This window comes from Streptomyces sp. NPDC001903 (assembly GCF_042891345.1).
In the GTDB taxonomy this organism is placed as follows: Bacteria; Actinomycetota; Actinomycetes; order Streptomycetales; family Streptomycetaceae; genus Streptomyces.
This window is the reverse complement of record NZ_JBIASZ010000008.1, coordinates 230,242-245,849: the sequence shown is the minus strand read 5'-3', so window position 1 is coordinate 245,849 and position 15,608 is coordinate 230,242. Positions and strand designations below refer to the sequence as shown.

At 71.0% G+C, this 15,608-nt stretch carries 11 protein-coding genes; 5 read left to right on the top strand and 6 right to left on the bottom strand.

Annotated features, from left to right (window positions below; genetic code table 11):
• Positions 1-40 precede the first annotated feature (40 nt).
• Genes ACFYZS_RS20105 through ACFYZS_RS20095 form a run of 3 tightly spaced genes read left to right on the top strand, consistent with a single transcriptional unit; the run spans position 41 to position 4,562 of the window.
• Positions 41-868 (top strand): FAD binding domain-containing protein, encoded by an 828-nt coding sequence (locus tag ACFYZS_RS20105; protein WP_389014040.1) that lies wholly within the window; start codon positions 41-43, stop codon positions 866-868.
• Positions 865-3,591: a molybdopterin-dependent oxidoreductase gene (locus ACFYZS_RS20100; protein ID WP_389014037.1), complete on the top strand. Its 2,727-nt coding sequence runs from the start codon at positions 865-867 to the stop codon at positions 3,589-3,591. The genes ACFYZS_RS20105 and ACFYZS_RS20100 overlap by 4 nt, the downstream gene beginning before the upstream one ends.
• Positions 3,588-4,562: an antibiotic biosynthesis monooxygenase gene (locus ACFYZS_RS20095; RefSeq protein ID WP_389014034.1), complete on the top strand. Its 975-nt coding sequence runs from the start codon at positions 3,588-3,590 to the stop codon at positions 4,560-4,562. The genes ACFYZS_RS20100 and ACFYZS_RS20095 overlap by 4 nt, the downstream gene beginning before the upstream one ends.
• Before the next feature lie 75 nt (positions 4,563-4,637).
• On the opposite strand, the gene ACFYZS_RS20090 is transcribed toward ACFYZS_RS20095, so the two are convergent.
• The 6 genes from ACFYZS_RS20090 to ACFYZS_RS20065 all read right to left on the bottom strand — a co-directional run bounded on the left by ACFYZS_RS20090 (position 4,638) and on the right by ACFYZS_RS20065 (position 12,139).
• Positions 4,638-6,809, bottom strand: coding sequence for a 3-hydroxyacyl-CoA dehydrogenase NAD-binding domain-containing protein (locus ACFYZS_RS20090; RefSeq protein ID WP_389014031.1), 2,172 nt, complete (start codon positions 6,807-6,809; stop codon positions 4,638-4,640).
• Positions 6,810-6,861: 52 nt separating this feature from the next.
• A complete protein-coding gene (locus tag ACFYZS_RS20085) occupies positions 6,862-8,076 on the bottom strand; it encodes an acetyl-CoA C-acetyltransferase (RefSeq protein ID WP_389014028.1) in 1,215 nt (404 codons plus the stop codon).
• A 30-nt stretch (positions 8,077-8,106) separates the two neighbouring features.
• Positions 8,107-9,249: an acyl-CoA dehydrogenase family protein gene (locus ACFYZS_RS20080; RefSeq protein WP_389014025.1), complete on the bottom strand. Its 1,143-nt coding sequence runs from the start codon at positions 9,247-9,249 to the stop codon at positions 8,107-8,109.
• A gap of 171 nt (positions 9,250-9,420) precedes the next feature.
• On the bottom strand, positions 9,421-10,446 hold the full coding sequence (locus ACFYZS_RS20075; protein WP_389014023.1) for an LLM class F420-dependent oxidoreductase: 1,026 nt from the start codon (positions 10,444-10,446) through the stop codon (positions 9,421-9,423).
• Positions 10,446-11,603 carry a CaiB/BaiF CoA transferase family protein gene (locus tag ACFYZS_RS20070; protein ID WP_389014020.1) on the bottom strand — a complete coding sequence of 386 codons (1,158 nt, stop codon included), beginning with the start codon at positions 11,601-11,603 and terminating at the stop codon, positions 10,446-10,448. Before ACFYZS_RS20070 ends, ACFYZS_RS20075 begins: the two co-directional genes overlap by 1 nt.
• A gap of 107 nt (positions 11,604-11,710) precedes the next feature.
• Positions 11,711-12,139 carry an MmcQ/YjbR family DNA-binding protein gene (locus ACFYZS_RS20065; RefSeq protein ID WP_389014017.1) on the bottom strand — a complete coding sequence of 143 codons (429 nt, stop codon included), beginning with the start codon at positions 12,137-12,139 and terminating at the stop codon, positions 11,711-11,713.
• 459 nt (positions 12,140-12,598) lie between these two features.
• Here ACFYZS_RS20065 and ACFYZS_RS20060 point away from each other — a divergent pair, with 459 nt between their 5' ends.
• Complete coding sequence (locus ACFYZS_RS20060; protein ID WP_389014014.1) at positions 12,599-14,209, top strand: PKD domain-containing protein; 1,611 nt, start codon at positions 12,599-12,601, stop codon at positions 14,207-14,209.
• A 126-nt stretch (positions 14,210-14,335) separates the two neighbouring features.
• The gene (locus tag ACFYZS_RS20055; protein ID WP_389014012.1) at positions 14,336-15,607 is read left to right on the top strand and encodes a saccharopine dehydrogenase family protein; all 1,272 of its coding nucleotides are present in this window, start codon (positions 14,336-14,338) and stop codon (positions 15,605-15,607) included.
• Position 15,608: the final 1 nt, after the last annotated feature.

Here is a 15,608-nt window from a genome sequence, read left to right as displayed (position 1 = left end):
GAGCAGTTCACGATCGCCTTCGTGAGGGAGCTGTGTTCCCGTGGACCTCAACACCATCACCGAAGTCGTGCGGCGGCCGGCCGACCAGCCGGGTTCCGACTGGCACGACGGGGACGCCTGGCTCGCGGGCGGTACCTGGCTGTACTCCGCGGAGCAGCCCGACCTGCGTCGCCTGATCGACCTGACGTCGCTGCCGTGGGACCCCTTGGTCCCGAGCGACGCGGGCCTGGAGATCGGTGCCACGTGCACCATCCGCGACCTGTACGCCTTCGCACCGCCGGCCGGGTGGACCGCGGGCACCCTCATCCCGACGGCCTGCGAGGCGTTCCTGTCCTCGTTCAAGGTCTGGAACGCGGCGACCGTCGGCGGGAACATCTGCATGTCCCTGCCGGCCGGCCCGATGATCACGCTCACGGTCGCTCTCGAGGCACGGTACGAGTTGTGGGCCCCCGGCGGGTCCGTACGCACCGTCGACGCCCTCGACTTCGTGACCGGGAACAACCGCAACGTCCTCGTGCCCGGGGAGGTACTGCGGCGGATCGACATTCCGGCACACGCCCTGCGCAAACGTGCCGCGCACCGCCGCTTCGCCCTGACCCATCTCGGCCGTTCGACCGTGTTCCTCATCGGCACGCGCACTCCCGGAAGAACCGATCTGCTGCTCACCGTCACCGCGGGCACCACGCGGCCGGTGCGGTTCGCCTTCGACACCATGCCCGATGCCGACACGCTGCGGCAGAGCATCGACGCCATCCCCGCCGACGTGTGGTTCGCCGACCCCAACGGGACACCCGACCACCGCCGTCACCTGACACGGCACTTCGCCGAAGAGATCCGCGGCGAACTCATCGCTGGGGGCCCGGCATGACCTACCTCGTGAACGGACGGAGCTGCGACGCCGAACCGGAACCCGGCCAGTGCCTGCGCACCTTCCTGCGCGCGCTCGGCCACTTCGGCGTCAAGAAGGGGTGCGACGCGGGCGACTGCGGGGCGTGCACCGTATGGCTGGACGGCATCCCGGTGCACAGCTGCATCACCCCGGCCTTCCGCGCGGAAGGCCGTGAGGTGACCACGATCGAGGGTCTCGGATCGCCCGGCGACCTGCATCCCGTGCAACGCCGGTTCCGGGACGCCCCCGGCTTCCAGTGCGGTTTCTGCACCGCAGGGATGATCATGACCTCGGCAACCTTCACGGAGGAGCAGAAGGCGGACCTGCCCCGGGCGTTGAAGGGCAACCTCTGCCGTTGTACCGGCTACCGGGCGATCGAGGACGCCGTCAAGGGCGTCACCAACGTGCAGACGGCCGCTCCGGGCAAGGCCGTCGGAACGAGCGTCGGCGCGCCCGCGGCCGAGGACGTGGTGACCGGTCGGGCCGAGTTCACGATGGACACCCGCATGGAAGGAATGCTGCACCTCAAGGTGCTGCACTCGCCCCACGCCCACGCCCGGATCGTCTCGGTCGACAAGAGCGCCGCGCTCGCGGTCCCCGGCGTGCAACGCGTCTACACCTGGCGGGACGTGCCGCGCAAACGGTTCACCACGGCGATCCACACCGACCACCTCGTCGATCCGGACGACACCTACATCCTCGACGACACCGTCCGCTTCGTCGGACAGCGCGTCGCCGTCGTCCTCGCCGACACGGTCGGGGCGGCGCAGGAGGGCTGCCGCAAGCTGGACGTCGAGTACGAGGTGCTGCCCGCGGTCTTCGACCCAGAGGAGGCCATGGCCGACGGGGCGCCCCAACTGCACGGCTCGGAGGATCCGTTCGTACGGGATTCCGTCCACAACCTCCTGCTGGAGATCCACTCGCACATCGGTAACGTCGACGCGGGGTTCGCGGCGGCCGACGTGATCCACGAGGGCACCTACTTCTCACCGCGCGTGCAGCACGCGCACCTGGAGACGCACGGCTCGATCGCCTGGATGGAGGACGGCCGGCTGAACGTGCGCACCAGTTCGCAGTCGCCTTCGATCGCGAAGGTCAAGCTGGCCTACCTGTTCGCGTTGCGCCCGGACCAGCTCCGCGTGTTCTGCAAGCGCGTCGGCGGCGGTTTCGGCGGCAAGCAGGAGGTCATCTCCGAGGACCTCGTCGCCCTCGCCACCCTGGACACCGGGCGGCCCTCCTGTCTCGAGTTCACGCGCGAGGAGGAGTTCACCACGGCCTCGCCCCGGCACCCGATGAAGCTGACGGTCAAGCTCGGGGCGAAGAACGACGGCACGCTCACGGCGTTCCAGGTCCGCAACCTGTCCGACACGGGCGCCTACGGCAACCACGGCGGGGAGACACTGTACGCGGGCGGCTCCGCCGTCATGATCTACCGCTGCCCCAACAAGAAGTACGACGCCTTCTCCGTCTACACGAACACCGTGCCGAGCGGCGCCCTGCGCGGGTACGGCATGACCCAGCCGGCCTTCGCCGTGGAGTGCGCGATGGACGAACTGGCCATCGCCCTGCACATGGATCCGCTCGAACTGCGCCGCCGCAACATCGTGCGCCCCGGCGATCCGCTCGTCGGGATGCACGACGGCCCCGACGACGTGATGTTCAACGAGGACGGGCTCGCCAAGTGCATCGACCTCGTGGCCGGCGAGCTCGCCCGGACGGCCGACCAGCCCTCCCCCGGCCCCGGGTGGCTCGTGGGGACCGGCGTGGCGAGTTCCATGCACGAGACCGCTCCCCCGACCGAGCACATCTCCGAAGCCTGGCTCACCCTCGGCGACGACCTCGTCTACGAACTCGCCGTCGGAACCGTCGAGTTCGGCGAGGGCACGTCGACCGCCCACGTCCAGATCGCAGCCAACCAGCTGGGTACCACACCGTCGCGGATCCGCTTGGTGCAGTCGGACACCGACCGCACGGGATTCGACACCGGGGCCTTCGCCAGCGCGGGACTCTTCGTGGCGGGCAACGCCGTCCTCCGGGCGGCCAACGCCGTGCGCGACCGCATCCTGGAGTTCGCCGCCGCCCACACGGGTGTCCACGTCGTGATGTGCTCGATGGACGACGAGCACGTCGTCTGTGGGGACGACCGCGTCCCACTGGCCGAGCTCGTCGCCCTGGCCCGGGCCAGCGGCATCCGGTTCACCGCCGCCCGCAAGGCCTACGGGTCACCGCGCAGCGTCACCTCCAACACCCACGGGTTCCGCATCGCCGTCCACCGCATCACGGGTGAGATCCGCATCCTCCACAGCGTCCACGCGGCCGACGCCGGCGTACTGATCAACCCCGAGCAGGTCCGCGGTCAGGTGGACGGGGGTGTCGCCCAGGGCATCGGGTTCGCCTTGACGGAGAACTTCCGCGTCGACGCGGACGGGGCCGTGGTCAACCCGAACCTGCGCAACTACCGGATCCCCGCCTACGCGGACGTCCCGCGCACCGACCTGCTCCTGGTGGGCTCCGCCGACTCCGTCGGGGCCATGCACTCGAAGGGGATGGCGGAGTGCTGCATCAACCCGGTGGCGCCCGCGCTGGCGAACGCGCTCCGCGATGCCACGGGCGTCCGCTACCGCGAGCTGCCCCTCACTCCGGAGCGGATCTACAGCCGGCTGGGTGAGAGCCAGTCGGCCCGATCGGGCCCGAGACGATGACCACCGGACAGCAGGCGGATGCCGCGGCCACGGTCATCATCGGCCACAAGGTCCTGCCCGGCATGGACCAGGAGTACGAGAAGTGGCAGGAGGGCGTCAACGCCGCCGCCGCCCGGTACGCCGGGCACCTGGGCGCCGAGGTGACCCCGCCGACGGACCTGCAGCCCGACTGGGTCGTCGTCTACCGGTTCGATTCGTTCGCCCATCTGCAGGCGTGGATCAACGGATCGACCCGGCAACGGCTCCTCGACATCGGGGAGAAGTTCTTCGACGGCCCCGGGACCCAGCAGGTGATCAGCGGCGGCACCCAGCCCATGGACCCGCTCGTCACCGTGGTGGTGACCCACCGGGTCCACCCGGACCACGTCGACGACTTCCTCCGATGGCAGCGGGCCATGAGCGAGGAGGAGACCAAGTTCCCGGGCTTCCGCGGCACGGAGATCTTCCGCCCGATCGAGGGCCTTCAGGACGAATGGACCACGCTGTACCGGTACGACAGCGCCGAACACCTCGATGCCTGGCTGACGTCGGAGGAACGGCGGCGGATGCTCACCGAGGGGGAGAAGTTCAGCGACTTCAAACTGAGCACCATCGAGAACTCGTTCGGCAGCTGGTTCGCCTTCGAGGAGAACGGCAGGGAAGCGCCCCCACCACCATCGGAAACGAAGACCGCCATCGCGGTCTGGGTGGGCCTCTACCCGACCGTCGTGCTGCTGGCGCTCGCCCTGTCCCCGCTGAAGTTGCCGATCTGGCTCGGGCTGCTCGTGGGCAACCTGCTGTCGAGCGTCGTCATGAGCTTCTTCACGATGCCCTACTACGTGAACCGGATCCTGAAGCGGTGGCTGTGGCCCGCACCGGAGGCACCGCCACTGCGGACCAACCTCGTCGGCCTCGGCATCGTCGCGGCGGCGCTCGGTTTCTGGGCTCTCGTCTTCTACCTCGTGACACGGCAGTTCTGGACCCTGCCGTGATCCCGCTGCCGCCGCGGGGAAGGCAGGCCGGAAGGCGGGCCGGGAAGGAACCGGCCCGCCTTCCGCGTCACCGCGCTAGTCGGCGTACGTCTCGCCGCGCTCGGCCTTCGCCACGAGCGAGGCCGGCGGGGTGAAGCGCTCGCCGTACTGGGCGGCCAGCTCGCGGGAGCGGGCGACGAAGCCCGCCAGGCCGCCCTCGTAGCCGTTGATGTACTGGATCACGCCGCCGGTCCAGGCCGGGAAGCCGATGCCCATGATGGAGCCGATGTTGGCGTCGGCGATCGAGGTCAGGACGCCCTCGTCGAGGCAGCGGACGGTGTCCAGGGCCTCGGAGAAGAGCATCCGCTCCTTCATGTCCTCGAAGGGGATCTCCGCGTCCGGCTTCGCGAAGTGCTCGCGCAGCCCCGGCCAGATGCCGGCGCGCTTGCCGCTCTCGTCGTACTCGTAGAAGCCGGCCCCGCCGCTGCGGCCGGGGCGGTCGAACTCGTCGACCATCCGGTCGATGACGGCGTCCGCGGGGTGCGCGGTCCACGCGCGGCCCTCGGCCTCGAAGGCCTTGCGGGTCTCGTTGCGGATCTTGCGCGGGAGGGTGAGGGTGAGCTCGTCCATCAGGGAGAGCACCTTGGCCGGGTAGCCGGCCTGGGCCGCGGCCTGCTCGACGGAGGCGGGCTCCACGCCCTCGCCCACCATCGCCACGCCCTCGTTGATGAACTGCCCGATGACGCGCGAGGTGAAGAAGCCCCGCGAGTCGTTGACCACGATCGGGGTCTTGTTGATCTGCCGTACGAGGTCGAAGGCGCGGGCGATCGCCTCGTCCCCGGTGCGCTCACCCTTGATGATCTCCACCAGCGGCATCTTGTCGACGGGCGAGAAGAAGTGCAGTCCGATGAAGTCCCCGGGGCGCGAAACCCCTTCCGCGAGGCCCGTGATGGGCAGCGTGGAGGTGTTGGAGCAGAGCAGCGCGTCGGGGGCGATGACGTCCTGGATCTCCTGGAACACCTTGTGCTTGAGGGAGGTGTCCTCGAAGACGGCCTCGATGACGGCGTCGCAGCCGGCCAGGTCGGCGGCGTCGGCGGTCGGGGTGATCCGGGCCAGCAGCTCGGCGCGCTGGGCCTCGGTGCTGCGGCCGCGGGAGACGGCCTTGTCGAGCAGCTTCTCGGAGTACGCCTTGCCCTTCGCGGCGGCCTCGGCGGTGACGTCCTTCAGCACCACCTCGATGCCCGCGCGGGCGCAGGAGTAGGCGATGCCCGCGCCCATCATGCCGGCGCCGAGGACGGCGACCTTGGTGACCTTGCGGGGCGCGATGCCCTGCGGGCGGCTGCGGCCGGCGTTGACGGCCTGGAGGTCGAAGAAGAACGCCTGGATCATGTTCTTGGCGGTCTGCCCGGTGACCAGCTCGGTGAAGTAGCGGGCCTCGATGGTCAGCGCGGTCTCGAAGTCCACCTGGGCGCCCTCGACGGCGCAGGCCAGGATGTTGCGCGGGGCCGGGTACGGGGCCCCGTTCAGCTGCTTCTTCAGGTTGGCCGGGAAGGCCGGGAGGTTGGCGGCGAACTTCGGGTTCGACGGCGTGCCGCCCGGGATCCGGTAGCCGGGTACGTCCCAGGGCTGCTTCGACTCCGGGTTGGCGTCGATGAAGGCGCGGGCCTTGGCCAGCATCTCCTCGGGGGTGGCGGCCAGTTCGTGGACGAGGCCGTTGTCGAGGGCGCGCTGCGGGCTGTACTGGGTGCCCTGGAGCAGGACCTTGAGCAGTGCGTCGGCGATGCCCATCAGGCGCACCGTGCGGGTGACGCCGCCGCCGGCCGGGAGCAGGCCGAGGGTGACCTCGGGCAGGCCGATCTTGGAGCCGGGGGCGTCGAGGGCGACGCGGTGGTGGGAGGCGAGGCAGATCTCGTAACCACCGCCGAGGGCAGCGCCGTTGATGGCGGCGACGACGGGCTTGCCGAGGGTCTCGATGCGGCGCAGGGAGCGCTTGATCTCGGTGCCGGTGTCGAAGGCGAGCTGCGCGTGCTCGGGGCGCAGCCGGATCATGTCCTTGAGGTCGCCGCCCGCGAAGAAGGTCTTCTTGGCGGAGGTGTAGATGATGCCGCGGATGGAGTCCTTCTCGGCCTCGGCGCGGTCGGCGACGGCCGCGATGGAGTCCTTGAAGGCCTGGTTCATCGTGTTGGCGGACTGGCCCGGGTCGTCGAGGGTGAGGGTGACGACGCCGGTCTCGTCCTGTTCCCAGCGGATCGTGGTGGACTCGCTCATGTTTCTCGCTGCTTCCGTGTCGGGGAGGAGGTCGGGGGGATCAGGACGGCGTTCAGAGGCGTTCGACGATGGTCGCGACGCCCATGCCGCCGCCGACGCAGAGGGTGACGAGCCCGTAGCGCTTGTCCTGGCGCTCCAGTTCGTCGATGACGGTGCCGAGGAGCATCGCGCCGGTGGCGCCGAGCGGGTGGCCGAGCGCGATGGCGCCGCCGTTGACGTTGACCTTGTCGAGGGAGATGCCCATGTCCTTGACGAAGCGCAGGACGACGCCGGCGAAGGCCTCGTTCATCTCGATCAGGTCGATGTCGTCGATGGTCAGGCCGGCCTTGGCGAGGGCCTTGCGGGTGGCCGGGGCGGGGCCGGTGAGCATGATGGTGGGCTCGGAGCCGGAGACGGCGGCCGAGACGATCCGGGCACGGGGCGCCAGGCCGTTGCGCTCCCCCGCCTCGCGGGTGCCGATCGCGACGAGCGAGGCGCCGTCGACGATGCCGGAGGAGTTGCCCGCGTGGTGGACGTGGTCGATCTTCTCGATCCAGTGGTACTTCTGCAGGGCGACGGCGTCGAAGCCGCCGAGGTCGCCGATGTCCGCGAAGGACGGCTTGAGCTTCGCGAGGGTGTCGGCGGTGGTGCCGGGGCGGACGAACTCCTCCTGGTCCAGGACGACCAGGCCGTTGCGGTCGGTGACCGGGACGACGGACTTGGCGAAGCGGCCGTCCTTGATGGCGGCGGCCGCGCGCTCCTGGGAAAGCGCGGCATACTCGTCGACGTCGCGCCGGGAGAAGCCCTCGATGGTGGCGATGAGGTCGGCGCCGATGCCCTGCGGGACGAAGCCGGTGTCCCAGTTGGTCATCGGGTCGTTGAACCAGGCGCCGCCGTCGGAGGCCATGGGGACGCGGGACATGGACTCCACGCCGCCCGCCAGGACGAGGTCCTCCCAGCCGGAGCGGACCTTGGCGGCGGCCATGTTGACGGCTTCCAGGCCGGAGGCGCAGAAGCGGTTCTCCTGTACGCCGGCCACCGTGTCCGGGAGTCCGGCGGCGATGGCCGCGATCCGGGCGATGTCGGAGCCCTGGTCGCCGACCGGGCCGACGACGCCGAGGACGATGTCGTCGATGGTGGCGGGGTCCAGGCCGGGGTTGCGCTCGCGCAGGGCGTTGATGAGGCCGACGACCAGGTCGATCGGCTTGGTGCCGTGCAGGGCGCCGTTGGCCTTGCCGCGGCCGCGCGGCGTGCGGATCGCGTCGTATACGTACGCTTCGGTGCTCACTGGTCAAGCCTTTCGGGGAGAAGTCGGGCGTTAGCCGAGGAGGGAGCGGCCGATGATCTCTTTCATGATCTCGGTCGCGCCGCCGTAGATGGTCTGGATGCGGCCGTCGGTGAAGGCCCGTGCGACCCGGTATTCGCTCATGTAGCCGTACCCGCCGTGCAGTTGCAGGCAGCGGTCCGCGACCCGCTTCTGGAGCTCGGTCGCCCACCACTTGGCCATCGAGGCGTGAACGTGGTCCAGCTCCCCGTTGGAGTGGTCGACGATGCAGCGGTCCAGGAAGGTGCGGGTGACGGCGCACTCGGTGGCCATCTCCGCTATCTCGAAGCGGATGTGCTGGAGCTTGGAGAGCGGCCGCCCGAAGGCCTCGCGCTCCTTCACGTACGTGGTGGTGATCTCCAGCAGGTGTTCGGCGGCGGCGATGCCGGCCATCGCGATGCCCATCCGCTCCTGCGCGAGGTTGGTCATCAGATGGACGAAGGCCCCGTTGAGCTCGCCGAGCAGGTTCTCCTTGGGGACGCGCACGTCGTGGAAGAACAGCTCGGCGGTGTCCTGCGCCTTCTGGCCGATCTTGTCGAGGTTGCGGCCGCGCTCGAAGCCCTCCGCGCCGCGCTCGACGACCAGCAGCGACAGGCCGTGCGCCCCGCCCTCGGAGGTGGTCTTGGCGACGACGACCACCAAGTCGGCCAGGATGCCGTTGGAGATGAAGGTCTTCGAGCCGTTGAGCACCCAGTGGTCGCCGCGGTCCTCGGCGCTGGTCCGGATCCCCTGGAGGTCGGATCCCGCGCCCGGCTCGGTCATCGCGATGGCGGTGATCGTCTCGCCGGAGCAGAAGCCGGGCAGCCAGCGCCGCTTCTGCTCCTCGGTGGCGAGCGAGGTCAGGTACGGGCCGATGATGTCGTTGTGCAGGCCGATCGCGAGCCCGGCCGCCCCGGCCCGGGTGAACTCCTCGGCGATCACGGCGGCGTAGCGGAAGTCGGTGTTCCCGCCGCCCCCGTACTCCTCCGGGACCGCCAGGCCCAGCAGGCCCTGCCGGCCGGCGGCACGCCAGGCCTCGCGGCTGACGATCCCGTCCTTCTCCCACTGCTCGTAGTGCGGCAGCACCTCCTTGGTGAGGAAGGTGCGTACGGTTTCGCGGAACGCCTCGTGGTCGGCGTCGAAGATGCGGCGTTGCATCGGGGCCTCCTAGGGGGTGTCTTGCCGATCGGGCCGGATCAGGGAGCGGTGTCTGGTGCGTGTGATCGCAAGGCCGAGGAGTGAGTCGACGCGGAGCGTCGGCGAGTGACGAGAACGCGGCGAGCGCGCGTGCCAGACACCACGAGCCCGGCCTGATCGGCAAGACACCCCCTACAACCAGCTCTTGACGGTTTCGATCAGCCGGGCCGGCTCGGCTCCGACGGGTGTGACGTTGAGCATGGTGACGCCCGCCTCCCGGAAGGCCTCGACCCGCTCGCGTACGTAGCCCTCCGGCCCGCACAGCGTCATGAGCTCGCAGAACTCGTCCGGTACGGCGGCCGCGGCGTCGCGCTTGCGGCCGGAGAGGTAGAGCTCCTGGATCTTCCGGGCCTCCTCCCCGTATCCGTAGGCGACGGCGAGGTCGTTGTAGAAGTTCTTGCCGACCGCCCCCATCCCGCCGACGTACAGCGCGATCTGCGGGCGCGCGAGGTCCCGTACGGCGGCCGCGTCCTCGCCGATCGCGAGCAGCCCGCCCGCCACGGTCTGCAGCGGGCCGAGCTCCGGGGAGCGCAGGGCCGCGCCCTCGGCGAGGGCGCTCCCCCACACCGCGTGGGCCTTCTCGGGCAGGAACAGGGTGGGCAGCCAGCCGTCGGCGATCTCGGCGGTCATCCGCACGTTGGCGGGCCCGAGCGAGGCGATGTAGACGGGGACCGCGTCGCGGACCGGCCGGGTGAGGATCTTCAGCGGCTTGCCGTGCCGGCCGCCCTTCTCGGGCGGCAGCGGCATGTCGGTGATGCCGTGGTGGTCGATGGTCTCGCGGCGCCAGATCCGGCGGCACAGCTCGACGGTCTCGCGGGTCCGGCCGATCGGCTTGTCGTACGGCTTGCCGTGCCAGCCCTCGACGACCTGCGGGCCGGAGGCGCCGAGGCCCAACAGCGCCCGGCCGCCGGAGATCGCGTCCAGTCCGGCGGCCGTCTGGGCGACGAGGGCCGGGGTGCGCGAGTAGACGTTGAGGATGGCCGAGCCGATCTTCATCCGCTCGGTGCGGGCGGCGAGGTAGCCCATGATCGTCGGGGAGTCGAAGCCCCAGGCCTCGGCGACCCAGACGGCGTCGAGCCCGGCCGACTCCAGCGCCGCCGCCTCGTCGGCGGCCCGGCGCGGGTCCCCGGCGTAGTCGAGCATCATGGACAGTTCCATCAGACCTCTTTCGGGAGCAGGGCCGGTACGTCCCAGTCGCGGGCCACGGACGCGGTGTGGGCGCCGGGCAGGGCGGGGCCCGAGGTGACCTCGGCCGGGGTGGCCGAGAACCGGGGCGCGGGGGCGGGCTGGGTGATCCCGCCGAAGTCGGTGAAGGTGGCGCGGGCGGCGAGGTGCGGGTGGAGCGGCGCCTCGCGCAGGGACAGTACGGGCGCCACGCAGGCGTCGGATCCCTCGAAGACCTCCGTCCACTCCTGGCGCGTACGGGTCTTGAAGCGGGCGGCGACGGCCTCGCGGAGCTCGCCCCAGCGGGCCAGGTCCTTGCGGGCGGGGGCCTGCTCCTTGATGCCGAGCAGCTCGACGAAGGTGTCGTAGAACTGCTGCTCCAGCGCGCCGACCGCCATGTACCCGCCGTCGGAGGTCTCGTACGTGCCGTAGAAGGGGCAGCCGCCGTCGAGGAGGTTGGCCCCGCGCCGGTCCTGCCAGCCGCCGGCCGCCATCATCCCGTGGATCATGGCGGTGAGGTGGGCGGTGCCGTCGACGATGGCCGCGTCGACGACCTGGCCGGCGCCCGCGGGGGTGCGGGCGTGCTGGAGGGCCGCGAGCACGCCGATCACCAGGTAGAGCGAGCCGCCCGCGTAGTCCCCGACGAGGTTGGCGGGGACGGCCGGCGGCTCGCCCGGGTTGCCGATCATGCCGAGGGCGCCGGTGACGGCGATGTACGCGATGTCGTGCCCGGCGGTGTGCGCGAGGGGGCCGTCCTGGCCCCAGCCGGTCATCCGGCCGTAGACCAGCTTCGGGTTGCGGGCGTGGCAGTCGGCGGGGCCGACGCCGAGCCGTTCCGCGACCCCGGGGCGGAAGCCCTCGATGAGCACGTCGGCCCGCTCGACGAGGTCCAGCACGCGGGCGGGGCCCTCGGCGGACTTCAGGTCGACCAGGACGGAGCGCTTGCCGCGGTTGGTGACGTCGTACGCGGGGTTCACCGCGAGCCCGCCGCCGCCGGGCCGGTCCACCCGTACGACGTCCGCCCCGAGGTCGGCGAGGAGCATGGCGGCGAACGGGCCGGGGCCGATGCCCGCCAGTTCGACGACGCGCACGCCCGCGAGCGGGCCGGGGCCTCCGCCTGGCCCGCCGGGCACGTTCCCTGTCACTGCCATCGAGCCCCCAGCGTCCGTAGCATCCGTGGCGCGCGCCATTGTGTGACACAACTGATGTAACACCAGCGATGCTAGGAACGCGCTCCACTCAGCACAAGAGCAACCGCTTAGCCGGTTGACTCGTTTCGCGCGCCAGGGCCGGCGCCGGTCCCCGCCTCGATCCGTGCGTCGAGTTCCTTGAGGTGCCGCTTGAGAGCGACTGTCCGATAGCTCTCCTCCACCCACTCGCACAGCACGTCGAGGGCCGGCGCCCCCTTCTCCCCCAGGGGTACGAAGACCCAGCCCGCCCTCCCCAGCCCGTATCCGGTCGGCTCCGCCCCGGGCGCGGTCATGGCGTGGCCGTGGAGCGCCTCGTCCTTCAGCTTCACGGAGAGCCCGGGCGGTCGCGGGCCGTCTACGCTGCCCAGGAACACGAAGATCTTCTTGTTGACCTTCACGACGCAGTCCTCGGGCCCCCAGGGGAACTCCATCACCGCCTCCGGCAGCCCACGGGCAAACTCCCGCACCGCCTCCCACTTGCGCACCGCAGCCTTCATCGACGCCTCCCGTCAGCACAGCCACCCGCTCGCACGGACACCCGACCCTCACGCTAGCGCCGCCCCCCGACAGGGACCGGTAAGCGGGCAACCGCCCTTTCCCTCAGACCCATCGGATCCCGCCACCGCGCCACCGGCGCCACTGCCTAGCGGAATGAGAATGGCGGCGACATCAGCCTCGCCGACGACCTTTTCGGGGCCTACCCGGACAACTGACCAGAGAACACGAAATGCCTGATCACAGCGGCCAGACGGGATTTCCGTGCCGCTTTCGAGACGCTTCCCACAGGCGCGCGAAATGAGCCCGGGGGGCGTTAAGCGGAAGCTCAGGAGCTATGTAATCTGAGCGTGCTTTCAGCCCTGGCCAAGGGCTCACGGAACATAGGGGGCTCGGTGTCCTACCGCCGACTCGCAGCATCTGCGGCCGTCTTCGCGGCCGGCATTTCTCTCATACCGGGCATGGCCCACGCGGCCGGCACCGACTCCGGAGACACCCAGGGCATCAGCAAGCCCGACCTGGCGCAGGCCGGGCTGAAGAACACCGCCAAGGTCTCCAGCCCGGCCGACCGGTCGGTCCGGCAGAGCGCACCGGCCCCCAAGAGCAAGCTCGCGGCCGCTCCCATGGCGGAGACCGCCGGCGCCGCCAACCCGACCCTCGCGGTCGGCCTGGACGCCTTCGCCATGAGCGCGCACGCGATCGAGCTGGACAGCTCCGTCACCAGCGCCGCCACCCCGCTCGACATCACCATCGCCTGGGGCGACGGGGCCACCACCACCGCTTCGGCCTCCGGCACCCAGATCGTCTCCTCCGAGCACACCTACGCGGAGCTCGGCACCTACACCGTCAAGGTCACCGTGACGGACAAGGCCGCCAACACCACGGTCACCAACGAGGTGGCGTTCACGACCGCGGGCTCGGACTACACCCCGTACGGCCCGACCCGCCTGCTGGACACCCGCAACGGCACCGGCGCCCCGAAGAGCAAGGTCCCCGCGTACGCCTCCGCGCACCTGAAGATCGGCGGGAACGGCTCCATCCCCGCCGGCGTGACCGCGGTGGTCCTCAACGTCACCGTCACCGGCACCACCAGCGGCGGCCACGTCACCGCCTTCGCCGACGGCGACGAGAAGCCGAGCACCTCGAACGTCAACTTCGTCCCCGGGCAGACGGTCCCGAACCTGGTCATCGTGCCGGTCGGCCCGAACGGCTACGTCAACCTCTACAACGGCGGCTGGGAGTCGGTCGACCTCATCGCCGACGTCACCGGCTACTTCACGCAGACCGCGTCCAGCGGCTACACCCCGCTGGCGCCGCAGCGGTTCGTCGACACCCGCAGCGGCACCGGCACCCCCAAGGGCCAGCTCGCCGGGTACGGGTCCTTCAGCACCCAGATCACCGGCCTGGGCAAGGTCCCGGCCTCCGGCGTCACCGCCGTGGCGCTCAACGTGACCGTCACCAACCCGCGCAGCGACGGCCACCTGACCGTCTTCCCGAGCGGCCAGCAGGCCCCGACCGCGTCCAACGTGAACTTCACCACCGGGCAGACCATCGCCAACTCGGTGATCGTCCCGGTCGGTCCCGACGGCAAGATCAGCGTCCGCAACGGCGGCTGGAACCCGGCCGACGTCATCGTCGACGTCGTCGGCTACTACAGCCCGCAGAGCAAGGGCTCCTACCTGCCGTTCGCCCCGGAGCGGATGCTCGACACCCGCGACCCCGAGAGCCCGGTCCACGGGCCGCTGGGCGGCCGCGACTACATCTACGCGCCGATGTCCGAGCCCGGTTCCGGCATCACGGGCTTCGTGCTGAACGCCACCGTGACCAACACCAGGGACAGCGGCTTCCTCGCGGTCTCCCCGGACCCGAACACCCTGGACGAGTACGAGAACAACGCGGCGGGCCCGCCGCCGCCGCCCACCTCCTCCACCCTGAACTGGACGACCGGCAAGACCGTCCCGAACCTGGTCCAGGCCAGCACCGGCGGCACCGGCGTCGTCGACTTCTGGAACCAGAGCGACGGCAACACCGACCTCATCGTGGACGTCTTCGGGATGTACCAGGAGAACTGACCCACCGCGGCCCCGCGCCACTCGCAGCGCCCCGGGAACGGCCGTCCAGGCCGCCCCCGGGGCGCTGCTCCGCGTTCGGGGCGTGCGGGTTAGCCTCAGCCACCGACAGGAGCGGGAGGAGCCGTGATGAACGAAGAGGTTCGGCACGCCGACGGGGCAGCGGAGCACGGACGGGACGGGCATCGGCACGGGCAAGGGGAAGTGGAAGAGGGAGGGCAGCGGGAACGGGAACGCTCCTACGACGTGGTGCTGTTCGGCGCGACCGGATTCGTCGGCGCCCTCACCGCCGAGTACCTCGCCGCGCACGCCCCCGCCGACTGCCGGTGGGCCCTCGCGGGGCGCGACCTCGGGAAGCTGGAGAGGCTGCGCGAGCGGCTGACCGCGCTCGACCCCGGCTGCGCCTCGCTGCCGCTGCTGCGCGCGGACGCCGCGGACCCCCGGGCCGTACGGGAACTGGCCGCCTCCACCCGGGTCCTGGCCACGACCGTCGGGCCGTACGTGCTGTACGGGACGGAGCTGGTCGCCGCCTGCGCGGCGGCGGGCACGGACTACGTGGACCTCACCGGCGAGCCGGAGTTCGTGGACCGGACGTACGTCGAGCACGACACCCGGGCCCGGGAGACCGGCGCGCGGCTCGTACACGCCTGCGGCTTCGACTCGATCCCGGCCGACCTCGGCGCCTACTTCACCGTGCGACGGCTGCCGGAGGGCGTCCCGCTTCGGGTGGACGGGTTCATGCGCTCCAACGCGACCTTCTCCGGCGGAACCCTGGCCTCGGCGCTGACCGCCATGGGCCGCGGGCCGCAGACCCTGGCCGCGGCGCAGGAGCGCCGGCTGCACGAGCCCCGGCTGCTCCACCGCCGCGTACGGGGGCCCCTGGGCGCGCCGCGGTTCAGCCGGGAGACCGGTACCTGGGCGCTGCCGCTGCCGACGCTGGACCACCGGATCGTGACCCGCTCGGCGGCCGCGCTGGAACGGTACGGGCCGGACTTCCGCTATCGGCAGTACGCCTCGGTCAAGCACCTCCCGGTCGCCGTGGGCGGTGCGGCGGCGGTCGGCGCAGCGGTGGCCCTGGCCCAGCTCCCGGCGGCGCGGCGGTGGCTGATGGGCCGTTGGGAGGCGGGCCAGGGCCCGGACGCGGAGCGGCGTGCGCGCAGCTGGTTCACCGTCCGCTTCGTGGGCGAGGGCGGCGGCCGCCGCGTGTTCACCGAGGTCTCGGGCGGCGACCCGGGCTACGGGGAGACCGCCAAGATGCTGGCGGAGTCGGCGCTGTGCCTCGCGTACGACGCCCTGCCGGAGCGGGCCGGCCAGCTCACCACGGCGGTGGCGATGGGCGACGCCCTGCTGGACCGGCTCCAGAAGGCGGGGATCCGGTTCCGGGTGGCCTCGGCCCGCTGAA